At 53.7% G+C, this 26,128-nt stretch carries 20 protein-coding genes and 7 tRNA genes; 22 read left to right on the top strand and 5 right to left on the bottom strand.

What is annotated here, in order from left to right; all coding sequences use genetic code 11:
- Positions 1 to 34: 34 nt before the first annotated feature.
- From P2R09_RS01540 to nagE, 3 genes are all read right to left on the bottom strand, one after another.
- Positions 35 to 430: a hypothetical protein gene (locus P2R09_RS01540; protein WP_275766454.1), complete on the bottom strand. Its 396-nt coding sequence runs from the start codon at positions 428 to 430 to the stop codon at positions 35 to 37.
- Positions 431 to 664: 234 nt separating this feature from the next.
- Positions 665 to 2,332: a glutamine--tRNA ligase gene (gene glnS, locus P2R09_RS01535; protein WP_275766451.1), complete on the bottom strand. Its 1,668-nt coding sequence runs from the start codon at positions 2,330 to 2,332 to the stop codon at positions 665 to 667.
- 152 nt (positions 2,333 to 2,484) lie between these two features.
- Entirely contained in the window at positions 2,485 to 4,518 is a 2,034-nt protein-coding gene (gene nagE, locus P2R09_RS01530; RefSeq protein ID WP_275766448.1) for an N-acetylglucosamine-specific PTS transporter subunit IIBC, read from the bottom strand.
- Between the two features lie 327 nt (positions 4,519 to 4,845).
- On the opposite strand from nagE, the gene nagB reads away from it, so the two are divergent.
- The 12 genes from nagB (at position 4,846) to P2R09_RS01470 (ending at position 11,734) form a co-directional block, all read left to right on the top strand.
- Positions 4,846 to 5,646: a glucosamine-6-phosphate deaminase gene (gene nagB / locus P2R09_RS01525; protein WP_275766446.1), complete on the top strand. Its 801-nt coding sequence runs from the start codon at positions 4,846 to 4,848 to the stop codon at positions 5,644 to 5,646.
- A gap of 62 nt (positions 5,647 to 5,708) precedes the next feature.
- Positions 5,709 to 6,857: an N-acetylglucosamine-6-phosphate deacetylase gene (gene nagA / locus P2R09_RS01520; protein WP_275766444.1), complete on the top strand. Its 1,149-nt coding sequence runs from the start codon at positions 5,709 to 5,711 to the stop codon at positions 6,855 to 6,857.
- A 7-nt stretch (positions 6,858 to 6,864) separates the two neighbouring features.
- Positions 6,865 to 8,085, top strand: a complete 1,221-nt coding sequence (locus tag P2R09_RS01515) for an N-acetylglucosamine repressor (protein ID WP_003852792.1) — start codon at positions 6,865 to 6,867, stop codon at positions 8,083 to 8,085.
- A gap of 39 nt (positions 8,086 to 8,124) precedes the next feature.
- Positions 8,125 to 8,877 carry an HAD-IIA family hydrolase gene (locus tag P2R09_RS01510; protein WP_003852790.1) on the top strand — a complete coding sequence of 251 codons (753 nt, stop codon included), beginning with the start codon at positions 8,125 to 8,127 and terminating at the stop codon, positions 8,875 to 8,877.
- A gap of 307 nt (positions 8,878 to 9,184) precedes the next feature.
- Complete coding sequence (asnB, locus tag P2R09_RS01505) at positions 9,185 to 10,852, top strand: asparagine synthase B (protein ID WP_275766435.1); 1,668 nt, start codon at positions 9,185 to 9,187, stop codon at positions 10,850 to 10,852.
- Positions 10,853 to 11,070: 218 nt separating this feature from the next.
- Positions 11,071 to 11,147: transfer RNA gene (locus P2R09_RS01500), tRNA-Met, on the top strand.
- Positions 11,148 to 11,156: 9 nt separating this feature from the next.
- A tRNA-Leu gene (locus P2R09_RS01495) sits at positions 11,157 to 11,241 on the top strand.
- Positions 11,242 to 11,263: 22 nt separating this feature from the next.
- A tRNA-Gln gene (locus P2R09_RS01490) sits at positions 11,264 to 11,338 on the top strand.
- A gap of 35 nt (positions 11,339 to 11,373) precedes the next feature.
- Positions 11,374 to 11,448: transfer RNA gene (locus P2R09_RS01485), tRNA-Gln, on the top strand.
- A 24-nt stretch (positions 11,449 to 11,472) separates the two neighbouring features.
- Positions 11,473 to 11,549 (top strand) — tRNA-Met (locus P2R09_RS01480).
- Positions 11,550 to 11,555: 6 nt separating this feature from the next.
- Positions 11,556 to 11,630: transfer RNA gene (locus P2R09_RS01475), tRNA-Gln, on the top strand.
- Positions 11,631 to 11,659: 29 nt separating this feature from the next.
- A tRNA-Gln gene (locus P2R09_RS01470) sits at positions 11,660 to 11,734 on the top strand.
- Positions 11,735 to 11,846: 112 nt separating this feature from the next.
- Here P2R09_RS01470 and ubiF read toward each other — a convergent pair.
- Positions 11,847 to 13,019, bottom strand: coding sequence for a 3-demethoxyubiquinol 3-hydroxylase (gene ubiF, locus P2R09_RS01465; RefSeq protein ID WP_039659165.1), 1,173 nt, complete (start codon positions 13,017 to 13,019; stop codon positions 11,847 to 11,849).
- Between the two features lie 172 nt (positions 13,020 to 13,191).
- Here ubiF and miaB point away from each other — a divergent pair, with 172 nt between their 5' ends.
- The 9 genes from miaB (at position 13,192) to P2R09_RS01420 (ending at position 22,784) form a co-directional block, all read left to right on the top strand.
- A complete protein-coding gene (gene miaB, locus P2R09_RS01460; RefSeq protein ID WP_275766431.1) occupies positions 13,192 to 14,616 on the top strand; it encodes a tRNA (N6-isopentenyl adenosine(37)-C2)-methylthiotransferase MiaB in 1,425 nt (474 codons plus the stop codon).
- Between the two features lie 209 nt (positions 14,617 to 14,825).
- Positions 14,826 to 15,887 carry a PhoH family protein gene (locus P2R09_RS01455; protein WP_013357113.1) on the top strand — a complete coding sequence of 354 codons (1,062 nt, stop codon included), beginning with the start codon at positions 14,826 to 14,828 and terminating at the stop codon, positions 15,885 to 15,887.
- Positions 15,884 to 16,357 carry an rRNA maturation RNase YbeY gene (gene ybeY, locus P2R09_RS01450; protein ID WP_275766426.1) on the top strand — a complete coding sequence of 158 codons (474 nt, stop codon included), beginning with the start codon at positions 15,884 to 15,886 and terminating at the stop codon, positions 16,355 to 16,357. Before P2R09_RS01455 ends, ybeY begins: the two co-directional genes overlap by 4 nt.
- An 82-nt stretch (positions 16,358 to 16,439) precedes the next feature.
- Complete coding sequence (corC, locus tag P2R09_RS01445) at positions 16,440 to 17,321, top strand: CNNM family magnesium/cobalt transport protein CorC (RefSeq protein ID WP_008925004.1); 882 nt, start codon at positions 16,440 to 16,442, stop codon at positions 17,319 to 17,321.
- Between the two features lie 4 nt (positions 17,322 to 17,325).
- The gene (gene lnt / locus P2R09_RS01440) at positions 17,326 to 18,849 is read left to right on the top strand and encodes an apolipoprotein N-acyltransferase (protein WP_275766422.1); all 1,524 of its coding nucleotides are present in this window, start codon (positions 17,326 to 17,328) and stop codon (positions 18,847 to 18,849) included.
- Between the two features lie 609 nt (positions 18,850 to 19,458).
- The gene (locus P2R09_RS01435) at positions 19,459 to 20,355 is read left to right on the top strand and encodes an amino acid ABC transporter substrate-binding protein (RefSeq protein ID WP_003854004.1); all 897 of its coding nucleotides are present in this window, start codon (positions 19,459 to 19,461) and stop codon (positions 20,353 to 20,355) included.
- A gap of 285 nt (positions 20,356 to 20,640) precedes the next feature.
- Entirely contained in the window at positions 20,641 to 21,381 is a 741-nt protein-coding gene (locus P2R09_RS01430) for an amino acid ABC transporter permease (protein ID WP_003854005.1), read from the top strand.
- Positions 21,381 to 22,058, top strand: coding sequence for a glutamate/aspartate ABC transporter permease GltK (gene gltK / locus P2R09_RS01425; protein ID WP_003854008.1), 678 nt, complete (start codon positions 21,381 to 21,383; stop codon positions 22,056 to 22,058). The genes P2R09_RS01430 and gltK overlap by 1 nt, the downstream gene beginning before the upstream one ends.
- A complete protein-coding gene (locus P2R09_RS01420; protein ID WP_003854011.1) occupies positions 22,059 to 22,784 on the top strand; it encodes an amino acid ABC transporter ATP-binding protein in 726 nt (241 codons plus the stop codon). It abuts the gene before it with no gap.
- 45 nt (positions 22,785 to 22,829) lie between these two features.
- On the opposite strand, the gene P2R09_RS01415 is transcribed toward P2R09_RS01420, so the two are convergent.
- Entirely contained in the window at positions 22,830 to 23,312 is a 483-nt protein-coding gene (locus tag P2R09_RS01415) for a zinc ribbon-containing protein (RefSeq protein WP_003854013.1), read from the bottom strand.
- A 222-nt stretch (positions 23,313 to 23,534) separates the two neighbouring features.
- Here P2R09_RS01415 and leuS point away from each other — a divergent pair, with 222 nt between their 5' ends.
- Positions 23,535 to 26,117, top strand: coding sequence for a leucine--tRNA ligase (gene leuS, locus P2R09_RS01410; RefSeq protein ID WP_275766416.1), 2,583 nt, complete (start codon positions 23,535 to 23,537; stop codon positions 26,115 to 26,117).
- The last annotated feature ends 11 nt before the right edge of the window (positions 26,118 to 26,128 follow it).

Here is a 26,128-nt window from a genome sequence, read left to right as displayed (position 1 = left end):
CACCGGTTTTTTTTCGTCTGATGTCTGCTGTCAGTCAGGCGACAAGCGTCTCCTGCAGATAACGCCAGCGCGGAATAGAGCTACTGCAATCGAGAATGGCCAGCGAGATGCGGCTATTGTTATTGCCATTCATCATCTGCATTTCGCGATACTGCACGATGATCTCTTTATCATGATGAGAGAGGATCACATGTTCGCAGGTGGCAATGCGCATCCCTTCCCGCTGCCCCTGCAACTGCCGGAAAAGGTCCTCAACCTCGTTCAGATTGTACTCTTTGCCTTTCGGGGTCACCATGCGGAATTCAGGATGAAAATAGGACATCAGCAGCTCAAAACTGTCGTCTGATCCGGCGGGCTTATTAAAAATACGTTCAATGAGCTGATGTAAAACGACGACACTGTGTTTGGCTTCCTGGGCGAGAACGGTCATATTTTTTCCTTCTGTAACCCGCTGTGCAACCTCTGAGAGCGCATAGCCTACCTGAAAGCTGCTAATTCACATCCTGAAATTGATTAATTTTTTTAAACTCAGATTTCTCTCACAGTATGGCATTTAATGGATTGCAGTTAGTTCAGAACAAACGTCGGTAATGGTCGAAATAGGGACAATAAAAAAGGGCGATAAATCGCCCTTTTGTCATTTTATGAGGTCAGCCTCAACACGTTATTCGCCGGCTTTCGTCCAGGTATCACGAAGACCAACGGTACGGTTGAATACCAACTGCGATGGCGTAGAGTAAACGCTGTCGGCGCAGAAATAACCTTCACGCTCAAACTGGAACGGTGTGGTCGGTTCTACATCGCGCAGGCTCGGCTCAACAAAGCCCTGTTTAATCGCCAGTGACTCAGGGTTGATTACCGCCAGGAAGTCCTCAGCCGCACCCGGGTTTGGCACGCTGAACAGGCGGTCATACAGACGGAATTCAGCAGGCTGCGCGTGATCGGCAGAGACCCAGTGAATCACGCCTTTGACCTTACGGCCATCAGCAGGATCTTTGCTCAGCGTATCAACATCGCTGGTGCAATAGATGCAGGTGATGTTGCCCGCTTCATCTTTAGCAACCCGCTCAGCACGAATCACATAGGCGTTACGCAGGCGAACTTCTTTGCCCAGCACCAGACGTTTATATTGCTTGTTCGCCTCTTCACGGAAATCTGCACGGTCGATCCAGATCTCGCGGCTGAACGGCACTTCACGCGTGCCCATCTCCGGCTTACCCGGATGATTGGGCATGGTGAGGGTTTCGCTGTGACCCGCTGGCAGGTTTTCGATCACCACTTTTAGCGGATCGAGCACCGCCATGGCACGTGGTGCATTCTCGTTAAGATCATCGCGAATACAGGATTCCAGCGAGGCCATCTCCACGATGTTATCCTGTTTGGTCACGCCAATACGACGGCAGAACTCACGGATAGAGGCTGCGGTGTAACCACGACGACGCAGACCTGAAACGGTCAGCATGCGCGGATCGTCCCAGCCTTCTACGTGTTTCTCGGTCACCAGCTGAGTGAGTTTGCGTTTCGACATCACCGCATACTCCAGATTCAGACGCGAGAACTCGTACTGGCGCGGATGAACCGGGATAGTGATGTTATCCAGCACCCAGTCATAAAGACGGCGGTTGTCCTGGAACTCCAGCGTACACAGTGAGTGCGTGATGCCTTCCAGCGCATCGGAGATGCAGTGGGTAAAGTCATACATCGGATAGATGCACCACTTGTTACCCGTCTGGTGGTGTTCTGCGAACTTGATGCGGTACAGCACCGGATCACGCATCACGATGAAACTACAGGCCATGTCGATTTTGGCACGCAGACAGGCGCTGCCTTCGGCAAACTCACCGTTGCGCATTTTCTCAAACAGCGCCAGGTTCTCTTCCACGCTGCGATCGCGATAAGGGCTGTTCTTGCCAGGCTCTTTCAGGGTGCCGCGATATTCGCGAATCTCATCCGGACTGAGTTCATCAACGTAAGCCAGACCTTTAGAAATCAGCTCGATGGCATAATTGTAGAGCTGATCAAAATAGTTTGATGAGTAACAGACCTCACCGCTCCACTCAAAACCCAGCCACTGGACGTCACGCTTAATGGATTCAACAAATTCCATATCCTCTTTAACCGGATTGGTATCGTCGAAACGCAGGTTGCATTGCCCCTGATAATCCTGGGCGATGCCAAAATTCAGACAGATCGATTTCGCATGACCAATATGCAGATAGCCATTGGGCTCTGGCGGGAAACGGGTATGCACGCTGCTGTGCTTACCGCTCGCCAAATCTTCGTCAATGATCTGACGAATAAAGTTAGTTGGGCGGGCTTCAGCCTCACTCATCTCAAAAATCCTCAATACGAATAACGGGTGATTTGTACCACGAAGTAACGGAGTATGATCCACAAAGCGTCTGAGGGAAACAACCGTTTGTTAAGCCTTTAAAACAAAAAAGGCAGGAATCGCTTCCTGCCTTTGGGGTTCTGTTGCGGGGATTAGCCTTTCACCTCATACAGTGGGGTTTCACCTGCCACTACCTGACCGCGAGCCAGTAACGTCAGCCCGGCGAAATCATCGCTGTTGCTGACCACTACCGGACTCACCATAGAGCGGGCATTCGCATTCAGAAACGCCAGATCCATTTCCAGCACCGGCTGACCGGCGACCACGCTGGCCCCCTCTTCAGCCAGACGGGTAAAGCCTTTGCCCTCCAGCGCTACGGTATCCAGCCCCATATGCACCACAATCTCTACACCATTCTCCGTTTCCAGACAAAAGGCGTGATTGGTGTTGAAGATTTTAACCAGCGTACCCGCTATCGGTGCCACTACCCATTTGTCGCTGGGTTTGATTGCCAGACCGTCACCCACCGCTTTGCTGGCAAAGGCTTCATCCGGCACCTCATCCAGTGCCACCACTTCGCCCGTTACCGGTGCCAACAGGGTTGCGATAACACGCTTCTCACTGTTCAGTACTGCCTGCGGCGTCACGGCTGGCTCGGCGGGCGCACTGCTGGCGGCCGCTGATGCTGCCGCGACCGGACCTTTGGTCAGTACTTTTTTCATAGCAGAGGCGATACTTTCTGCCTGAGTGCCCACGATGATCTGCACACTCTGTTTGTTCAGACGGATCACGCCTGATGCGCCAAGGCGCTTCGCCACACCTTCATTGACCTGAGCAGAGTCATTCACGTTAAGACGCAGGCGGGTAATGCAGGCATCGATGCTGGTTAAGTTCGCAGAACCCCCTACAGCACCGATGTAACGGCGCGCCAGTGATTCAGTCGCCGTTTCACCATTGTCGGTTTTATCCACGTTGACGTCGTAACCATCACTTTCATCACCGTCAACCGCCAGCTCACGGCCTGGCGTCATCAGGTTGAATTTTTTAATCGTGAAGCGGAACACGACATAGTAGATAGCGAAGAAGACCAGCCCCTGCGGAATCAACATGTACCAGTGTGTCGCGAGCGGATTACGGGTCGACAGCACCATATCCACCAGCCCGGCGCTGAAACCAAATCCGGCAATCCAGTGCATACTGGCAGCGATAAAGACAGAGAGACCGGTCAGAACGGCGTGGATCAGATAGAGCACCGGCGCCACGAACATAAAGGAGAATTCCAGCGGTTCGGTGATACCGGTAAAGAAGGCAGCAAACGCAGCAGCCAGCATAATACTCCCCACTTTGACGCGGTTCTCTGGACGCGCACAGTGGTAGATAGCCAGTGCTGCACCCGGCAGACCAAACATCATAATCGGGAAGAAGCCCGCCTGATAACGACCGGTAATACCTACGGTTGCGGTTCCGTCAGCCAGTGACTGCGCACCGCCAAGGAATTTAGGAATGTCATTAATACCTGCAACGTCAAACCAGAACACGGAGTTCAGCGCGTGATGCAGACCGACCGGAATCAGCAGGCGGTTGAAGAAGGCATAGATGCCGCCACCGACAGAGCCCAGCTTCTGGATGTGTTCACCAAAGCTGACCAGGCCGTTAAACACAACTGGCCAGATGTACATCAGGATAAAAGCGACGAAGATCATCAGGAACGAAACCAGAATCGGCACCAGCCGCCGTCCGCTGAAGAAGGAGAGCGCTTTAGGCAGCTCAACATGGCTGAAGCGGTTATAGACTTCTGCTGACAGGATACCGACCAGAATACCGACAAACTGATTCTCAATTTTGCCAAACGCTGCAGGTACCTGAGCTAAAGGAATTTTCTGAATCATTGCCACCGCGGCCGGTGAGCAAAGCGTGGTGACCACCAGGAATCCGACAAAGCCGGTCAGGGCTGCCGCACCATCTTTATCTTTTGACATGCCATAGGCGATACCAATCGCAAACAGGACTGACATGTGCTCAATGATGGCAGAACCTGATTTGATCAGTAAGGCAGCCAGCGCATTGCCTGCACCCCAGCTGTCTGGATCAATCCAGTAGCCAACCCCCATTAGTATTGCTGCTGCTGGCAGGGTAGCGACCGGCACCATCAGTGCACGCCCCACCTTTTGTAAGTAACCTAACATAACCCTTCCCCCTATGAGCCTGACTTGTCGCTTTGCGCTGCTTAATGTTGTTGTGTCAGCTGCAAAGATCGTTAATACACTTCATATCACGCAGCGAAGTGTAATAATAAATTAATTCGCTTCGCAAATTAAAACCCTGCCAGATGTGATTTTTATCACTAAAAAACATCGTGTCATACGGCAACATCTGGCAATGACTGCAAACTTATTTTATGATCCGAAATATTGAATTGCGCTCCGCCCGTGGCGAGAATAGAAAATCTGCTCAGGCTGATGAGTAACGCAACGGTTTAGCGATCCCCTTTCCATTTTCTAATGAGGTGAAACATGAGACTGATTCCTTTAGCGACGCCAACCCAGGTAGGCAAATGGGCCGCCCGACATATTGTTAACCGCATCAATGCATTTAATCCGACGGCGGATAAACCTTTTGTTCTGGGTCTGCCGACCGGCGGTACACCCCTGGAGGCGTACAAGCACCTGATTGATATGCACAAAGCGGGCCAGGTCAGTTTTAAGCATGTCGTCACCTTCAATATGGACGAATATGTTGGCCTGCCGAAAGAGCATCCGGAAAGCTATTACAGCTTCATGTATCGCAATTTCTTTGATCACGTTGATATTCAACCGGAAAATATCAACCTGCTGAATGGTAATGCGCCGGATATTGACGCAGAATGTCGTCAGTACGAAGAGAAAATTCGCACCCTGGGTAAAATTCACCTGTTTATGGGCGGTGTCGGTAACGACGGTCATATCGCCTTTAACGAGCCGGCTTCTTCACTGGCCTCCCGTACCCGCATTAAAACCCTGACGCATGACACCCGCGTGGCAAACTCTCGCTTCTTTAACGGCGATGTTGATCAGGTGCCTAAATATGCCCTTACCGTGGGCGTCGGTACGCTGCTGGATGCAGAAGAAGTGATGATTCTGGTTACCGGCCATGTTAAAGCGCAGGCACTGCAGGCGGCGGTCGAAGGCAATGTGAATCATATGTGGACAATCAGCTGTCTGCAGCTGCATGCCAAATCGGTGGTGGTCTGTGATGAACCCGCCACCATGGAACTGAAAGTGAAAACCGTGAAATATTTCCGCGAAATGGAAGCGGAAAATATGAAAGGCGTGTAACAGAACATTGTCGTGCCCTGCTGTTACGCTGAGTGACAGCAGGCCAGGACGGGAGAAAAGAGATGTACGCATTAGTAAACGGTCGAATTTACAGTGGCCATGAGGTTCTGGACAATCATGCCGTCGTGGTGGCTGACGGGCTTATTGCGCGCGTCTGCCCGCGTGAATCGCTCCCGGCCAATATTGAGCAGCGGGATATGGCGGGCGCGATGATTGCGCCAGGTTTTATCGATCTTCAGCTCAACGGCTGCGGCGGTGTGCAGTTCAATGACAGCCTGGATGCGCTGAGTATCGAAACCCTGGAAACGATGCAGCGCGCCAATGAGAAGTCTGGCTGCACCAGCTTTTTACCGACGCTGATTACCAGCAGCGATGCCCTGATGAAGCGTGCGATTGAAACCATGCGCGCCTATCTGCTGAAACATCAGCATCAGGCCCTGGGTCTGCATCTGGAAGGGCCCTGGCTGAGTAAGGCGAAAAAAGGCACCCACGATCCGGCGCTGATTCGCCTGCCGGATGCTGCAATGGTGCAGTATCTATGTGACAACGCAGACGTCATCACCAAAGTCACGCTGGCACCGGAAAACGCCGGCAGCGAGGTGATTCGTCAGCTGACAGACGCCGGGATCATCGTTTCAGCGGGTCACTCGAATGCGACTTACGAAGAGGCGAAAGCGGGTTTTTCTGCTGGCGTGCGTTTCGCAACGCACCTCTACAACGCCATGCCGGCATTTGCCGGTCGTGAACCCGGGCTTATCGGTGCGCTGTTTGATTCACCTGATGTATACTGCGGCATTATTGCGGATGGTTTACATGTACATTACGCTAACGTACGGAATGCAAAGCGCATTAAAGGCGACAAACTGGTGCTAGTAACGGATGCCACTGCCCCCGCTGGTGCTGACATCAGCGAGTTTATTTTTGCAGGAAAAACAATCTATTATCGTGATGGACTTTGTGTCGACGAAAACGGCACATTAAGTGGTTCTGCCCTGACGATGATCGAAGCGGTACAAAACAGCGTCGAGCATGTGGGTATCGCACTGGATGAAGCGTTACGCATGGCATCACTTTACCCGGCACGGGCGATGGGCGTGGAAAGGCAGTTGGGCTCGATCGAAGCAGGAAAAATCGCGAACCTGACTGTGTTTACGCGCGACTTTAAAATCATTAAGACGTTTGTCAACGGAGACGACGTCCTGAGCGAGTAAGCACTGAATGACCACTGGCGGCCAGTCACAAATAGGAAATGTCGATCTTGTTAAGCAACTCAATAGCGCAGCGGTTTACCGGCTGATTGATCAACAGGGGCCGATATCGCGCATTCAGATTGCTGAACTCAGTCAGCTTGCCCCCGCCAGTGTCACCAAAATTACCCGCCAGTTGATTGAGCGCGGCCTGATCAAAGAGGTAGACCAGCAGGCCTCTACCGGTGGTCGCCGCGCCATTTCGATTATTACTGAAACCCGCCATTTCCATACCATCGGCGTCCGTCTCGGACGCAATGATGCCACCCTGACCCTGTTCGACCTCAGTGGTAAATCACTGGCACAGGAAGATTACGCCCTGCCGGAACGCACTCAGGAGACGCTGGAACATGCGCTGTTTAACGCCATCAGCAGCTTCATTGAGCAGCACCAGCGCAAAATACGCGAGCTGATCGCGATTTCCGTTATCCTGCCAGGGCTGGTCGATCCGATTAACGGCGTCATCCGCTATATGCCGCATATTTCCGTCAGCCACTGGCCGCTGGTCGCCAGCCTGAAAAAACGTTTCAACGTCACGAGCTTTGTCGGTCACGATATCCGCAGTCTGGCCCTGGCCGAGCACTACTTCGGTGCAAGCCGCGACTGTGCAGACTCAATTCTGGTGCGCTTACACCGTGGCACCGGTGCCGGCATTATTGCTAACGGCCATATCTTTCTTGGCAGCAACGGCAACGTCGGCGAGATTGGCCATATTCAGGTCGATCCCCTTGGTGAACGCTGCCACTGCGGCAACTTTGGCTGCCTTGAAACCATTGCTGCCAACGGCGCCATTGAAAATCGGGTGCGGCATCTGTTGAGTCAGGGCCATCCCAGCACGCTGACGCTGGAGGCGAGCCAGATGTCTCATATCTGCAAAGCGGCCAATCAGGGTGATGCGCTGGCGTGTGAAGTGATCGAGCATGTTGGCCGTTATCTTGGCAAAGCTATCGCAATCGCAATCAACCTGTTTAATCCACAAAAAGTGGTGCTGGCGGGTGAGATCACAGAGGCCGAAAAAGTGCTGCTGCCCGCTATCGAAGGCTGCATCAATACCCAGGCCCTAGCCGCCTTTCGCAAAAATCTGCCGGTTGTGCGCTCCACCCTGGATCATCGTTCTGCCATTGGCGCGTTTGCGCTCGCCAAACGTGCCATGCTTAACGGCATTCTGCTGCAACATCTTCTTGAAGACTAAGCTAACCCGCTGCTGTGGCGGGCCACATCGGATCTGACTATGACCATTAAAAGCGTAATTTGTGATATCGATGGCGTGCTGATGCACGACAACACGGCCGTTCCCGGCGCGCAGGAGTTTTTACAGCGCATTCTGGCCAAAGAGATGCCGCTGGTGGTGCTGACAAACTATCCCTCGCAAACCGAACAGGATCTGGCTAACCGTTTTGCCTCGGCCGGTGTTGAGGTTCCCGAATCCGTTTTCTATACCTCGGCAATGGCCACAGCCGATTTCCTGCGCCGTCAGGAAGGCAAAAAGGCCTATGTCATTGGTGAGGGCGCGCTGATTCACGAACTCTACAAAGCGGGCTTTACGATTACTGATGTAAATCCCGACTTCGTGATTGTCGGTGAGACACGCTCGTTTAACTGGGACATGATGCATAAAGCGGCCTTTTTCGTGGCTAACGGCGCTCGCTTCATTGCCACTAACCCGGATACGCATGCGCGCGGTTTTATTCCTGCCTGTGGCGCGCTTTGTGCGGGTATCGAGAAAATCTCTGGTCGTCGCCCGTTTGTTGTTGGCAAACCCAGCCCCTATATCATGCGCGCCGCGCTGAACAAAATGCAGGCTCACTCTGAAGAGACGGTCATTGTTGGCGACAATCTGCGAACCGATATTCTGGCCGGTTTTCAGGCGGGTCTGGAGACGGTGCTGGTTCTCTCTGGCGTCTCCACGCTGACGGATATTGATGCTATGCCATTCCGCCCGGACTGGATCTACCCTTCTGTTGCCGATATTGACCTGTTCTGATTCATTTCTCTTATGACGCATCCGGCTAATCTGTGATGCGTCCCCCTTTTTTCCCCTGTTCCGGCTGGTTTCACTGCCTGCTTTTTGTTCACAAAAGCTATTTCATTGCTGATCCATCAACAAAACAACGTTTAAATTATCGTTTATTCAATATTATTGCCATGTGAACAATATTTTTATCAGTAAATCACGATTCCTCTTGCATTGAATGCACTAAATAGCGCATTTTCTTATGTATCACGCAGCGACAGGCTGCCGGACAAACGTAAAAGATAACATCGCCGTAAGGTGAGCTCAGGAGTCAGTTATGTGTTCAATTTTTGGTGTGCTGGATCTGAAAACCGATCCTGTTGAGCTGCGCAAAAAAGCGCTGGAATGTTCACGCTTAATGCGTCATCGCGGCCCGGACTGGTCAGGCGTCTTCGCCGATGATCATGCTATTCTGGCGCATGAACGCCTCTCAATTGTTGACGTTAACAATGGCGCACAGCCGCTGTACAACGCCGATCACACCCACGTACTGGCGGTTAACGGCGAAATTTACAACCATCAGGCACTGCGCGCTGAACTCAGCGATCGTTACGAATTTCAGACCGGCTCTGACTGTGAAGTCATTCTGGCGCTCTATCAGGAGAAAGGTGTCGATTTCCTCGACGAGCTGGAAGGCATGTTCGCCTTTATCCTCTATGACACCGTTAAAAAAACCTGGCTGATTGGTCGCGACCACATTGGTATCATCCCGCTCTATATGGGTAACGATGAGCACGGCAACCTGTTTGTTGCTTCAGAAATGAAAGCGCTGGTGCCAGTCTGCCGTTCCATCAAAGAGTTCCCGCCGGGAAGCTATCTCTCCAGCACCGATGGTGAAATCCGTCGTTACTGGCAGCGTGACTGGATGGAATACAAAAACGTTGAGCACAACACCACTGACGCCGCTGGCCTGAAGCATGCGCTGGAAGAGTCCGTGAAAAGCCACCTGATGTCAGATGTACCTTACGGTGTGCTGCTGTCAGGCGGTCTGGACTCCTCCATTATTTCAGCTGTGACCAAGCGTTTTGCAGCGAAGCGGGTTGAGGATCAGGACAAAAGTGATGCCTGGTGGCCGCAACTGCACTCCTTCGCAGTCGGACTGGAAGGTTCACCCGATTTAAAAGCGGCGAAAACCGTAGCGGAACATCTGGGCACCGTGCACCACGAAATTCATTTCACCGTTCAGGAAGGACTGGATGCGATTCGCGATGTGATTTATCACATTGAAACTTATGACGTCACCACTATTCGCGCCTCTACGCCGATGTACTTAATGTCGCGTAAAATCAAAGCGATGGGCATTAAGATGGTGCTGTCTGGCGAAGGCGCAGATGAAGTCTTCGGCGGCTATCTCTATTTCCATAAGGCGCCAAACGCCAAAGAGTTCCACGAAGAAAACGTGCGTAAACTGCAGGCGCTGCATATGTTCGACTGCGCCCGTGCTAACAAAGCGATGTCAGCCTGGGGCGTTGAGGCACGTGTACCCTTCCTGGATAAAAAATTCCTGGATGTGGCGATGCGCATTAACCCGGCCGACAAAATGTGTGGCAGCAACGGTAAAATGGAGAAGCACATTCTGCGCGAATGTTTCTCCTCTTACCTGCCAGAGAGCGTGGCGTGGCGTCAGAAAGAGCAGTTCTCGGATGGCGTGGGTTACAGCTGGATCGACTCACTGAAAGAAGTCGCGGCGAAGCAAATCAGCGATCAGCAGCTGGCAACCGCGCATTTCCGCTTCCCGTTCAACACGCCAGGTTCGAAAGAAGCGTATCTTTATCGTGAGATCTTCGAAGAGCTGTTCCCATTAGCGAGCGCGGCAGAATGTGTGCCTGGTGGTCCATCGGTCGCCTGTTCTTCTGCCAAAGCAATTGAGTGGGATGAAGCGTTTAAAAATATGGACGATCCATCCGGACGTGCCGTCGGTGTGCATCAGTCAGCTTACAAATAAGCAGACAGAGAGCCGTCAGAATGGGCCCGCTGCGGCCCATTTTTTTTACGATTAGCGTTGTATTCACTGAAAAATTGCCGAATAAACCGCCAGGCTGGTTATAAGCCAGTCAAACAGCAATTATCTGGCAAAAAACGGTAAAAAACTTGTTGACGCTGTCTGGTCAACTCCGCATAATGCGCCCCGCAACGCCGATGAAGGTAACGCGAAAAAAAGATGGCTACGTAGCTCAGCTGGTTAGAGCACAGCACTCATAATGCTGGGGTCACAGGTTCGATTCCCGTCGTAGCCACCATCTTTTTTTGCGGGAGTGGCGAAATTGGTAGACGCACCAGATTTAGGTTCTGGCGCCGCAAGGTGTGCGAGTTCAAGTCTCGCCTCCCGCACCATTTCATTATTCGGCAGCGTGGATGGGATATCGCCAAGCGGTAAGGCACCGGTTTTTGATACCGGCATTCCCTGGTTCGAATCCAGGTATCCCAGCCAATTTCGATGATTCTTGTATGCTGAGAACGGACGAATGGGATATCGCCAAGCGGTAAGGCACCGGTTTTTGATACCGGCATTCCCTGGTTCGAATCCAGGTATCCCAGCCATCATTGAAAAATGCAGTACAATTAGGCTACGTAGCTCAGCTGGTTAGAGCACAGCACTCATAATGCTGGGGTCACAGGTTCGATTCCCGTCGTAGCCACCATATAATTGGGGTGTCGCCAAGCGGTAAGGCACTGGTTTCTGATACCAGCATTCCGGGGTTCGAATCCCTGCACCCCAGCCATACAAAGACAATTTGAAAAAGACCATTATTGGGGTGTCGCCAAGCGGTAAGGCACTGGTTTCTGATACCAGCATTCCGGGGTTCGAATCCCTGCACCCCAGCCAAATTGCACAACCAGGCCCGCTTTTGCGGGCTTTGTTGTTTTTGTCCCTTCTGAAACGTTCCACTTTTCCTGATTGCCGGCCCGCCCTGCGGCGAGCCTTAATGCGCAATGGGCTATAAACCCAGTGCGTATCGCAATACCTGTCGCTTCAGGACACCGGAATGCTCGGCAGCAATCAGTCCGAGATTACGCGCGAAGCGCAGTGGTGCCAGCTGATTGCTGAAAGCAAAGTAAAAGAGATCCATTCCGCCCTGCATCAGCATATTGTCTTTACGACGCTGCCGGTGATAGCGCTGCAGTATCCGCTCTGACGCCCAGTCTTCCGCCGCACCGCGTGCGCTGACCAGCACCTCAATCAACGCATCAATATCGCGATAGCCCAGATTCACGCCCTGCCCGGCCAGCGGGTTGATGGTATGGGCGGCATCGCCAACCAGCGCCAGTCCCGGCAGGACATAGCGTGAAGCATGGCGACGCACCAGCGGAAACCCCCCTGCCGCATGGGCTTTAAAACGTCCCAGCCGCGCCGGGAAGTGGCTGGCAATCTCTTTTTCCAGCTGGGCCATCGGCATCGCCTGTAGCTGGCGCACTCTTGCAGGCGCGTCGTACCAGACCAGCGAGGCGCGATTGCCATACAGCGGGAGGAAGGCGCGCGGCCCCTGCGGCGTAAAGTGCTGCCAGGTGGCGTCCCCTGCCGGATGTTCGCAGGTCACGCTGATCAGTAAACAGGACTGCGCATAGCTCCAGCCATGAATCCCGATTCCGGCCATCTGCCGCACCTGTGAGTTCGCACCATCTGCGCCAACCACCAGCCGGGTGTGTAAGGCCACGCCGTCGTTAAGATCAACGCGCCAGCCGCCATTTTCTGGCTGCAGATTTTCCAGCGTGGCCGGACAATAGCAGGTCACGCCCAGCGACTGCATCTCCTCCCACAACGCCCGCTGAAGCACGCTGTTCTCAACCATAAAACCCAGTTCAGGTAAGCCCAGCGAGGCAGCATCAAAACTTACCTGCGCCGCTTGCCACTCCCAGGTTTCCAGTCGCCGATAGGGCGCGCTGCGCATCGCGTCTACCCGCGGCCAGACGTTAAGTTGCTTCAGTAACGCCACCGAGGAAGATCCGATCGCTGAAATTCGCAAATCGGGATCGCTGTCGGCCTCAAATGGAGCGGGTTCGGCGCGCTCAATGACCGCCACGCGAAAATGTTGCTGTGTCAGTCCACAGGCCAGCGCAGCACCGACCATGCCACCGCCGACAATCACGACATCAAACTGATTATCCTGCATTGCTTATATCCCTCTCTTATTCCCGCCAGCCTGCGCAACACGGGTCTGAATAGAGCAAAGTGTACCGGAAAACCCGAAGGCTGGCAGAAAAGCCCTCAGGCTGGTCACAACAGCATCAAAGCATTACAATACGCGCCCCTCACTTCACTGCACTGAATCAATGGCTAGCGCGATGACAAAAAAACTGCATATCAAAACCTGGGGATGTCAGATGAATGAGTATGATTCATCCAAGATGTCTGATCTGCTGAACAGTACGCACGGCTACACGCTGACCGAGGTCCCTGAAGAGGCGGATATCCTGCTGCTTAACACCTGTTCTATTCGTGAAAAAGCGCAGGAGAAAGTGTTCCACCTGCTGGGACGCTGGAGAAAACTCAAAGAGCGCAATCCGGATGTCATTATCGGCGTTGGCGGCTGCGTCGCGTCGCAGGAAGGGGATCATATTCGCCAGCGTGCACCCTGCGTCGATATCGTTTTTGGTCCGCAGACACTGCATCGTCTGCCGGAAATGATTAACACCGTGCGCGGCACCAAAAGTCCGGTGGTCGACATCAGCTTCCCGGAAATTGAGAAATTTGACCGCCTGCCGGATCCGCGCGCAGAGGGTCCCACAGCCTTTGTTTCTATCATGGAAGGCTGCAACAAATATTGTACTTTCTGCGTGGTCCCTTACACACGCGGCGAGGAAGTGAGCCGTCCCAGCGATGACATTTTGCTGGAAATCGCACAGCTGGCGGCGCAGGGTGTGCGTGAAGTTAACCTGCTTGGCCAGAACGTCAACGCGTATCGTGGCGCCACCTTTGACGGTGAGATCTGTACCTTCGCCGAGCTGCTGCGCCTGGTCGCTGCTATCGACGGTATCGACCGTATTCGTTTCACCACCAGCCACCCGATTGAGTTTACTGACGACATTATCGAGGTTTACCGCGATACCCCGGAGCTGGTGAGTTTCCTGCATCTGCCCGTTCAGAGTGGATCGGACCGTATTCTGACGCTGATGAAGCGTGCGCACACCGCGCTGGAATATAAGGCGATTATCCGCAAGCTGCGCGCAGCGCGGCCAGATATTGAGATCAGTTCTGACTTCATCATCGGCTTCCCGGGTGAAACGCAGCAGGATTTCGAGCAGACCATGAAGCTTATTGCCGAGATCAATTTCGATGTCAGCTTCAGCTTTGTCTACTCTGCCCGTCCTGGCACGCCAGCCGCTGACCTGCCGGATGATGTCAGCGAAGAGGAGAAAAAGCAGCGTCTGTGGATCCTCCAGGACCGCATTAACCAGCAGGCGCAGGCGATCAGTCGCCGCATGGTGGGCACAGTGCAGCGTATTCTGGTAGAAGGCATCTCCCGCAAGAACGTCATGGAAGTTTCCGGCCGCACCGAAAATAACCGTGTGGTTAATTTCGAAGGCTCACCTGAGATGATTGGCCGTTTTGTGGATGTTGAAATTGTCGATGTCTACACCAACTCGCTTCGCGGCAAACTGGTGCGTACCGAAGAAGAGATGGGCCTGCGTATGGCGGAAAGCCCGGCCTCTGTGATTGCCCGTACCCGCAAAGAAAACGAAATCGGCGTGAGCCTGTTCCAGCCGTGATCCCTGCACTACCGGGCGGCAGCGCGCAGCGCGTTGCCGCCAATTTCACGCCGCGACACTTGGTTTCTGAAAGTGTCGCCCAAATATCTCTCCTTAAGCTTGCGCCCAGGCGTTACGGCATAAATAATTTCGTTATGGTGCACACGTTTAAGCCCAACGGTGCGTCAGACACATCCCATAACTGGCCCTGAGTGACCCAAAGGATTCGTTTGAATATCGAAACTCGTGAAATCGCCCTTGAACCGGCTGATAACCGTCGACTGATGAGCCTGTGCGGGCCTTTCGACGATAATGTGAAACAGCTTGAGCGTCGTCTGGGCATTGAGATCAATCGTCGCGACAATGTCTTTAAGCTGGTTGGACGTCCACTGTGCGTCAATGCCGCCGCAGATATTCTGAAAACCCTCTATGTCGACACCGCGCCGATGCGTGGTGAGATCCCGGATATTGAGCCTGACCAGATTCACCTGGCCATCAAAGAGAGCCGGGTACTGGAACAAACCGCCGAAAGCGTGCCGGAGTACGGTAAAGCGGTCAATATCAAGACCAAGCGTGGTGTGATTAAGCCACGCACGCCAAACCAGGCGCAGTACATCGCGAATGTGCTCGACCATGACATCACCTTTGGCGTCGGCCCGGCGGGTACCGGTAAAACCTATCTGGCGGTGGCAGCCGCAGTGGATGCCCTGGAGCGTCAGGAGATTCGCCGCATCATGCTGACACGCCCTGCCGTCGAAGCGGGTGAAAAACTCGGCTTCCTGCCTGGCGATCTCAGCCAGAAAGTCGACCCATATCTGCGTCCGCTCTACGATGCCCTATTTGAAATGCTCGGTTTTGAGCGGGTAGAAAAGCTGATGGAGCGCAACGTCATTGAGGTGGCTCCGCTGGCTTACATGCGTGGTCGTACCCTGAACGATGCGTTTATCATTCTTGATGAGAGCCAGAACACCACCATCGAGCAGATGAAGATGTTCCTGACGCGTATCGGCTTTAATTCCAAAGCGGTAATTACCGGCGACGTCACCCAGATTGACCTGCCACGTCACGTTAAGTCGGGCCTGCGGCATGCCATTGAAGTGCTGGCAGACGTTGAAGAGATTAGCTTTAACTTCTTCCACAGTGAAGATGTGGTGCGCCATCCGGTGGTTGCCCGCATTGTTACCGCCTATGAAGCCTGGGAAGCGGCCGATCAGACCCGTCGCGATCAGCAGGCTGAAGAGCGTAAACGTGAAGCACTGGCTGCACAGAGCGCCACGCAGGAGAGCAAATGAGTGAGGTCATTCTCGACCTGCAGGTCGCCTGTGAGAACACGTCGGATCTGCCGGATGAAAGCCTGTTTCATCGCTGGCTTTCCGCGGCTGTTACCCCTTTTCAGCCCGAAAGCGAAGTCACCGTCCGTCTGGTCGATGAAGCGGAGAGTCATGAGTTAAATCTGACTTATCGCGGCAAAGACAAGCCGACAAATGTTCTCTCCTTCCCGTTTGAAGCGCCACCGGGCATCGAGTTACCTCTGCTGGGCGATCTGATCATCTGCCGCCAGGTGGTTGAGCAGGAAGCCGCAGAACAGGGCAAAAGCGTTGAAGCCCACTGGGCGCATATGGTGGTACACGGCACGCTGCATCTGCTGGGTTACGACCATATTGAAGACGACGAAGCGGACGAGATGGAAGGACTGGAGACCGAGATAATGCTTGCTCTTGGGTATCCTGATCCGTACATTTCGGAGAAAGAAGACGCCTGAATCCCGAATTCTGGCTATCCGGCTGTCAGCACGGTTTGCTGACAGCACCTATTCCTCACCAGAGAGATCTATAAAAACCGCCATGAGCGACGACCATTCTCAAAACAGCGATGCACCCAGTAGTAAAAAGGGATTTTTCTCCCTGTTGATCAACCAACTTTTTCACGGTGAACCGAAAAGCCGTGATGAGCTACTGGAGCTGATCCGCGACTCGAATAACAAAGAGCTGATTGACCAGGACACCCGCGACATGCTCGAAGGGGTTCTGGATATTGCGGAGCAGCGCGTGCGTGACATCATGATCCCGCGCTCGCAAATGATCACCCTGAAACGTAATCAGAGCCTCGAAGAGTGTCTGGATGTCATTATCGAATCCGCCCATTCCCGCTTCCCGGTGATCAGCGAAGATAAAGATCATGTGGAAGGGATTCTGATGGCGAAAGATCTGCTGCCGTTTATGAGCAGCGAATCTGAGCCTTTCAGCATTGAGAAAGTCCTGCGTCCTGCGGTGGTTGTGCCTGAAAGTAAGCGCGTTGACCGGATGCTGAAAGAGTTCCGCTCCCAGCGCTACCACATGGCGATCGTTATTGATGAGTTTGGTGGTGTCTCTGGTCTGGTGACCATTGAAGATATTCTGGAGCTGATTGTCGGTGAGATTGAAGATGAGTATGACGATGAAGAAGATCGTGATATTCGTCAGCTTAACCGTCACACCTTTACGGTGCGCGCTCTGACCGCCATTGAAGATTTCAATGAGGTGTTTGGCACGCAGTTCAGTGACGATGAAGTCGATACCATTGGTGGTCTGGTAATGCAGGGCTTCGGCCATCTGCCCGCGCGCGGTGAAAGCATTGAGATTGAGGGTTACCAGTTCAAGGTAGCAATGGCTGACAGCCGCCGCATCATCCAGGTTCACGTGACCATTCCGGAAAACTCGCCACAACCTCAACTGGAAGACGAATAAGTCTATGGCTTTAGCCTCACTCTACCCGCGCCAGCGGGTTCGCCTGCTGCTGGCTTTAATTACGGGTGCGTTGGGCACCCTCGCCTTCTCTCCTTACGATTTCTGGCCCGCCGCACTGCTGTCGCTGTGCGGCTTACAGCTCCTGACCCTGAACCGCTCAAGCCCGCAGGCTACGGCAATCGGCTTTGTCTGGGGAGTGGGCTTATTCGGCAGCGGCATCAACTGGGTTTACGTCAGTGTCGCCACCTTTGGTGGCATGCCTGGGCCGGTGAATGTCTTTATCGTGGCATTGCTGGCGGCGTATCTGGCGATCTACCCGGCGCTGTTTGCCGGCGTACTGAATCGCATCTGGCCGCGCACAACGCTGTGGCGACTGGCGCTGGCTGCACCCGCCTTGTGGCAGATCACGGAGTTCCTGCGCGGCTGGGTGCTGACCGGCTTTCCATGGCTGCAGTTTGGCTACAGCCAGATTGACGGCCCGTTAAAAGGTCTGGCCCCGCTGGCGGGGGTCGAGACGCTGACCTTCCTGCTGATGGTGGTGGCTGGCCTGCTGGCATATGCCCTGCAGCAGCGCAACGTCAGAAGTCTGGTCGCTGCACTGCTGCTGCTGGCCCTGCCGTGGCCCTTGCGCTATATCCAGTGGGTTCAGCCGATGCCCGAGCGTGCCGTCGAAGTGGCGCTGGTGCAGGGAAACATCCCGCAGTCGATGAAGTGGGACCCGCAGCAACTGCTCAACACCCTGCGCATTTATCACGGTCTGAGCCAGCCGCTCATGGGCAAAGCGCCGATTATTATCTGGCCTGAATCGGCGATTACCGATCTGGAAAGTAATCAGCAGCCGTTCCTGCATTCACTGGATGATGAACTGCGTGAACGCGGCAGTTCGCTGGTCACGGGTATCGTAGACTCCCGACTGGAGCAGAACCGCTACCACGATTACAACACCGTGATCGTGCTGGGTGGCAAGACGCCCTACAACTACTTTAGCGGCAATCGTTACCAGAAAAATCACCTGGTGCCATTTGGCGAATTTGTGCCACTGGCCGATCTGCTGCGTCCGCTGGCTCCGTTCTTTGATCTGCCGATGTCGGCGTTCAGCCGTGGCAACTATCTCCAGCCACAGCTCAGCGTGGCGGGCTATAACCTGACCAGCGCTATTTGTTATGAGATCGTGCTGGGTGAACAGGTGCGGGCCAACTTCCATCCCGACACCAATTTCCTGCTGACCGTTTCGAACGATGCCTGGTTTGGCCACTCTATCGGCCCGTGGCAGCACTTCCAGATGGCGAGGATGCGGGCGCTGGAACTGGGTCGTCCGCTGTTGCGCAGTACCAACAATGGCGTAACTGCAGTGGTGAATGCCAGTGGTGATGTGGAAGCCATGCTGCCGCAATTTACGCGCGATGTCCTGACCAGCAAAGTTACGCCTACGCAGGGAGAAACCCCATATGCGCGGGCTGGTATCTGGCCTGTCTGGTCACTGACGCTGCTGGCGGCGTTGATAGCCCTGCTGCGCCGACGCCGATAACAGCGCAAAGACGTCATGGCGAAGCGAATGCTTCGCCTGAGGTTGTTGAAAACGCGCGGTGCTCAGGGAGTAAACGCCTTACGCAGAGACGCAAACACCGCCATCCCTGCCTTGCGCATCGCGGGCCATCCATGGTCCGCGATGCGCTGCTAAAGGTGTAAGCTCCCCTGGCTTGACGTTTATCTGCCGTCGATGCGAGGTGCACGTTTCGCCTTTTCTCCTTCTTATTCTCTGATACTCCCACTCCCTGACCGCATACTCTGCTGCCTTTCTCACCCTGCACCGCTTTCTGGCACGATGATTGCAAAATGTTTCACTGTTTTTCGCTAACGGCCTGATTGCAGGCGCTGCCGCGAGGCGGATTGCACCAAAACTGTCGCACCTCCTGCACCGTAAACGCGCAGTGTGAGAAATTTGCCTTTTTTTGGTGCGGATCACCTCGCAAAAAAGAAACTTTTTTGTTTCATTGCGTTAACAATCCGCTATGTTAGTGACTCTTCTGCGCCCATTTAATCCGCAGAATGAGCAGAAACGCAGCACAAAACAGACACAACATCATAATCAGCGCAGGTTATATCCTGTGCCTTTTTCATACGAAGGAGTTGGAACATGCAACTACGCAAAGTGGCATTATCTCTTCTGCTGATCGGTGCAGCGGCGGGAGCGGCCCAGGCGGAAGATCTCAGCGGCACCCTGAAGAAGATTAATGACAATGGCGTCATTGTGGTCGGGCATCGCGAATCATCAGTTCCCTTTTCTTATTATGACAACCAGCAAAAAGTCGTCGGCTATTCACAGGATTACTCAAACGCCATTGTGGAAGCCATCAAAGCGAAGCTCAATAAGCCTGACCTGCAGGTCAAAATGATTCCAATCACCTCACAAAACCGTATTCCACTGCTGCAAAACGGCACCTACGATTATGAGTGTGGCTCCACCACCAATAACCTTGAGCGCCAGAAACAGGCGGCCTTCTCTGACACCATTTTTGTTATTGGCACCCGCTTGCTGGTTAAGAAAGATGGCCCGATCAAAGATTTCGCCGACCTGAAAGGCAAAACCGTGGTGGTAACCTCAGGGACCACGTCTGAAGTGCTGCTGCACAAACTCAACGACGAACAGAAACTGGATATGCGCATCATCAGCGCCAAAGATCATGGCGACTCGTTCCGTACACTGGAAACCGGCCGTGCCGTGGCCTTTATGATGGATGATGCCCTGCTGGCTGGCGAACGCGCTAAAGCCAAAAAGCCGGACAACTGGGAAATTTTAGGCACGCCACAGTCTAAAGAGGCCTATGGCTGCATGCTGCGTAAAGATGATCCGCAGTTCAAAGCGCTGGTTGATGAAACCATCGCCAAAGCCCAGACGTCGGGTCAGGCAGAAAAATGGTTCGATACCTGGTTCAAAAAGCCTATTCCGCCTAAGAACCTGAACATGAACTTTGAGCTGTCTGATGACATGAAAGCGCTGTTCAAAACGCCAAACGACAAAGCACTCAATTAACAAAAAAATACCCAATGGATTCCAGGTCACATTGAGTCGGCAGGAGAGCATGCATCACGGGGAACTTACTCAGGTAGATGATTCGGATGCGTGGACATACATTGCCAACAAAATGCAGCCTGAAAGACGGCGGGTATAACAAGGGCGGCCTGGCTGCCCTCTCGATTGCTGAAACCGCGGCATGGACAGACAGACTGACACGGGTCGTTCCCCTGCGTCAGGACATAAAACGCCGTTCATCAATCTTCAGGGTAGCTTAGCTACCCTTTTTTTCCGGAGCTCGTTATGGGTATCGATTGGAACTGGGGCATATTCCTCGAACAGGCCCCGTTCGGTAATACGACCTACCTCGGCTGGCTGTGGTCCGGTTTTCAGGTGACGATAGCCGTCTCCTGCTGCGCCTGGATTATCGCTTTCTGCGTGGGTTCATTTTTTGGCATTCTGCGCACCGTGCCGAATCGCCTGCTGTCGACCATTGGCACCTGCTATGTCGAACTGTTTCGTAACATCCCGCTGATCGTCCAGTTCTTCTTCTGGTATCTGGTGGCGCCCGAGCTGGTGGGCGAAAATCTCGGCATGTGGTTTAAGTCTGAGCTGGACCCCAACATTCAGTTCTTCCTCTCCTCCATGATCTGTCTCGGCCTGTTTACCGCCGCCCGCGTTTGCGAGCAGGTGCGCGCGGCGATTCAGTCACTGCCGAGTGGACAGAAGAATGCTGGCCTGGCGATGGGATTAACCCTGCCGCAGACTTACCGCTATGTACTGCTGCCGAATGCGTATCGCGTGATTGTTCCGCCGATGACCTCGGAAATGCTGAACCTGGTCAAGAACTCCGCTATCGCCTCCACCATTGGTCTGGTGGATATGGCAGCACAGGCGGGCAAGTTGCTCGACTATTCTGCTCACGCCTATGAATCCTTCACCGCCATTACGCTGGCCTACGTCGCGATTAACCTGGTGATTATGTTGTTAATGAGTCTGGTCGAGCGCAAAGTCCGGCTGCCAGGCAATGCGGGAGGCAAGTAATGTACGACTTTGACTGGAGTTCGATTGCGCCCAGCCTGCCCTATCTGCTTAACGGCTTAGTGATTACCTTTAAGATCACGATCACCGCCGTGGTCTTCGGCATTCTTTGGGGCACCCTGCTGGCGGTAATGCGTCTGTCGACCTTTAAGCCCATCAGCTGGTTCGCCAAAATTTATGTCAACCTGTTCCGCTCAGTACCGCTGGTGATGGTGCTGCTGTGGTTCTATCTGGTGGTGCCGAGTTTCCTGCAACAGGTGCTGGGCCTGTCGCCTAAAACCGATATCCGCCTGATTTCAGCCATGGTCGCCTTTTCACTGTTCGAAGCGGCGTACTACTCAGAAATCATTCGTGCCGGCATCATCAGTATCTCACGCGGCCAGGGTAATGCCGCGCTGGCGCTGGGTATGACGCAGTGGCAGGCCATGAAACTGATTATTCTGCCGCAGGCATTCCGGGCCATGGTTCCGCTGTTACTGACGCAGGGTATCGTGCTGTTCCAGGATACCTCTCTGGTCTATGTCTTAAGCCTGGCGGACTTCTTCCGTACCGCGTCCACTATCGGTGAGCGCGACGGCACCCAGGTTGAAATGGTTCTGTTTGCAGGTCTGGTCTACTTCGTTATCAGCCTGAGCGCATCGCTGTTGGTCAGCTATCTAAAAAGAAAAAGGACGGTTTAAATGATTAGCCTGAAAAATGTTTCTAAGTGGTATGGTCACTTTCAGGTGCTGACCGACTGCTCAACCGAAGTCAAAACCGGTGAAGTGGTGGTAGTGTGCGGCCCGTCCGGCTCCGGTAAATCGACGCTCATCAAAACCGTAAACGGACTTGAGCCCGTTCAGCAGGGTGTGATTTCCGTCAACGGCACCGAAGTGAACAACAAAAAAACCAATCTGGCGCAGCTTCGCAGTCAGGTCGGAATGGTGTTCCAGCACTTCGAGCTGTTCCCGCATTTGAGCATTATTAACAATCTGGTGCTGGCGCAGGTAAAAGTGCTGAAGCGAGACAAAGCGGCGGCCCGCGATAAAGGGTTGAAGCTGCTGAAGCGTGTGGGACTGTCAGCCCATGCGGAGAAGTTTCCTGGCCAGCTCTCCGGCGGTCAGCAGCAGCGCGTGGCAATTGCGCGTGCGCTCTGCATGGATCCTATTGCGATGCTGTTTGATGAACCGACCTCCGCGCTGGATCCGGAAATGATCAATGAAGTGCTGGATGTGATGGTTGAACTGGCGCAGGAAGGGATGACGATGATGGTGGTGACACACGAGATGGGCTTTGCCCGTAAAGTCGCCAATCGCGTGATCTTTATGGATGAAGGGAAAATTATCGAAGACACCAACAAAGATGACTTCTTTAATAATCCGCAGTCTGACCGCGCTAAAGATTTCCTCGCTAAAATTTTGCACTAAACAACGTATGCGGGTCACTCAACGTGGCCCGCATAATGTTAGTTATCAGGGTTCAAAAGGCTGACGCTGGAACTGATCGTGGCCGCATTCCGGACAACGGGATAAGGTCTCAGGCGTATAGATTGCCCGGGTAAACTGGCACTTTTCACACACCAGATTGCCAAGACCTACCACTTCACCGCTCTGATAGACACCATGGTGATGCAGATCCTGAAAGACCTCACGCCACTCCAGCTGACTTTTATCCGTAATATCCGCCAGCTCTTTCCAGACGCTCTCGCGGATAATGCGCATAAACAGTGAATCCGCCAGCGGTTCTTCAGCATCGCTGTAACTTCGGGCAAACTCGCCTAAATCACGGCGCACCGAACGCAGCGCCTGGTCAATCTCACTTTCTGACATATCATCGCGCACCAGCAACTGACTTCGCCGCCCGGCAATCAGCTCATCAAGGTTACGATCACCCTGACGAAGACGTTCAGTCAATACGGCTAACGACTCGCGATACTCCTGAGCCACTTTATTCATTTTGTTCTCCTTTATGCAGACCCTCGCTGACTTAAGTTTAGTCGTAATGTTGCTTTTGCCGTGTCGTCTGTACAGTGAATTACAAAAGGGTGAAGAGGCTGACGCTTTCGGCAGAAATCGTGCCAGCAAAAGTGGGAAGTGTTGTTGATACGCGGCCTTATGGGTATGCTATGCGGATCTTAGAGCCAGAAAAATGTTTTTCATAAAGGACCACAGGCAGCCATGCAAGAGCAATACCGCCCGGAAGAAATTGAATCCCGTGTGCAGCAGCACTGGGATGAAAACGAAACGTTTAAAGTGACTGAGCAGGAAGGTAAAGAGAAATACTATTGCCTCTCCATGTTGCCCTATCCTTCTGGCCGCCTGCACATGGGTCACGTTCGTAACTACACCATCGGCGACGTAATCGCGCGCTATCAGCGTATGCTCGGCAAAAACGTGCTACAGCCGATTGGCTGGGATGCTTTCGGCCTGCCTGCGGAAGGCGCTGCGGTTAAAAACAATACTGCACCTGCCCCTTGGACTTACGACAACATCGCCTACATGAAAAACCAGCTCAAACTGCTGGGCTTTGGCTATGACTGGAGTCGTGAACTGGCCACCTGCCAGCCTGAGTACTACCGCTGGGAACAGTGGTTCTTTACCAAACTGTATGAAAAAGGCCTGGTCTATAAAAAAACCTCCGCAGTGAACTGGTGCCCGAACGATCAGACGGTGCTGGCGAACGAGCAGGTGATCGATGGCTGTTGCTGGCGCTGCGACACCAAAGTTGAGCGTAAAGAGATCCCGCAGTGGTTTATCAAAATCACCGATTATGCGGAAGAGTTGCTGAACGATCTGGATACGCTGGAAGAGTGGCCTGAACAGGTCAAAACCATGCAGCGTAACTGGATTGGTCGTTCTGAAGGCGTCGAAATCACTTTCGACGTGGCAGAGAGCGAAGAGAAAGTTACTGTCTACACCACCCGCCCGGATACCTTTATCGGCGCAACCTATGTGGCTGTCGCAGCAGGTCATCCTCTGGCCACTCAGGCATCAGTCAATAATCCGGCACTGGCTGACTTTATTGCGGAATGCCGTAATACCAAAGTGGCCGAAGCCGATATGGCGACCATGGAGAAGAAAGGCATGGCGACCGGCCTGTCTGTTATTCATCCGCTGACCGGTGAGCTGCTTCCGGTCTGGGTCGCCAACTTCGTCCTGATGGAATACGGCACCGGTGCCGTTATGGCGGTTCCGGCACACGACCAGCGTGACTGGGAGTTTGCCACTAAATACGATCTGTCGATCAAGCCGGTCATCCTCAACCTGGATGGCTCCATTCCTGACGTTAGCGCTGCGGCGATGACGGATAAAGGCGCCCTGTTCAACTCGGGTGAGTTCAACGGCATGGATCACGCAACTGGCTTTAACGCTATCGCGGATTCACTGGCGGCAAAAGGCGTGGGCGTACGTAAAGTGAACTACCGTCTGCGCGACTGGGGTGTTTCCCGTCAGCGCTACTGGGGTGCACCTATCCCGATGGTGACGCTGGAAGATGGCACTGTGATGCCGACACCTGAAGACCAGCTGCCGGTTATCCTGCCGGAAGATGTGGTGATGGATGGCATTACCAGCCCGATCAAAGCCGATCCGGAGTGGGCGAAAACCACAGTAAACGGTCAGCCAGCGCTGCGTGAAACGGACACCTTTGACACCTTTATGGAGTCCTCCTGGTACTATGCGCGTTATACCTGCGCCAGCTACAAGGAAGGCATGCTGGACCCGGCCGCAGCAAACTACTGGCTGCCGGTCGATCAGTATGTAGGCGGGATTGAACACGCCATCATGCACCTGATGTATTTCCGCTTCTTCCACAAGCTGCTGCGTGACGCGGGCCTGGTGAACTCTAATGAGCCAGCAAAACGTCTGCTGTGCCAGGGCATGGTACTGGCTGATGCCTTCTACTACCTGGGCAACAACGGCGAACGTAACTGGGTTTCCCCGGTTGACGTTGAAGTTGAGCGTGACGAGAAAGGCCGCATTATTAAAGCGACCGACACGCAGGGCCGCGACGTGATCTACGCGGGCATGAGCAAAATGTCGAAGTCGAAAAACAACGGCATCGATCCACAGCTGATGGTTGAGCGTTACGGCGCCGATACCGTACGTCTGTTTATGATGTTTGCTTCGCCAGCAGATATGACGCTGGAGTGGCAGGAATCGGGCGTTGAAGGGGCTAACCGCTTCCTGAAACGTGTCTGGAAGCTGGTCTACGAGCACACCTCACAGGGTGCGACCGTGGCACTGGATGTGGATAGCCTGAATGACGAGCAGAAATCGCTGCGTCGTGACCTGCACAAAACCATCGCCAAAGTGGCGGATGATATTGGCCGTCGTCAGACCTTCAACACCGCTATTGCAGCGATCATGGAGCTGATGAACAAGCTGACCCGCGCTCCGCAGGAGAGCGAGCAGGATCGCGCCCTGATGCAGGAAGCGCTGCTGGCCATCGTCCGTCTGCTCTATCCGTTTACCCCGCACGCCTGCTATGTTCTGTGGCAGACGCTGGGTGGCGAAGGCACCATCGATGAAGCGAGCTGGCCGGTTGCTGATGAAGCCGCTATGGTTGAAGATTCGCTGCTGGTGGTGGTGCAGGTTAACGGTAAAGTGCGCGGCAAAATCACCGTGCCTGCCGATGCAACACAGGAACAGGTTCAGGCACGCGCTGCACAGGAGCATCTGGTGGCGAAGTATCTGGACGGCGTGACTATCCGTAAAGTCATTTATGTACCGGGCAAACTGCTTAACCTGGTCGTAGGTTAAGTTCAGGAGGA

This window comes from Pantoea sp. Cr_R13, from assembly GCF_029222565.1.
In the GTDB taxonomy this organism is placed as follows: domain Bacteria; phylum Pseudomonadota; class Gammaproteobacteria; order Enterobacterales; family Enterobacteriaceae; genus Pantoea; species Pantoea eucalypti.
This window is presented reverse-complemented; position numbering and strand designations above follow the sequence as displayed.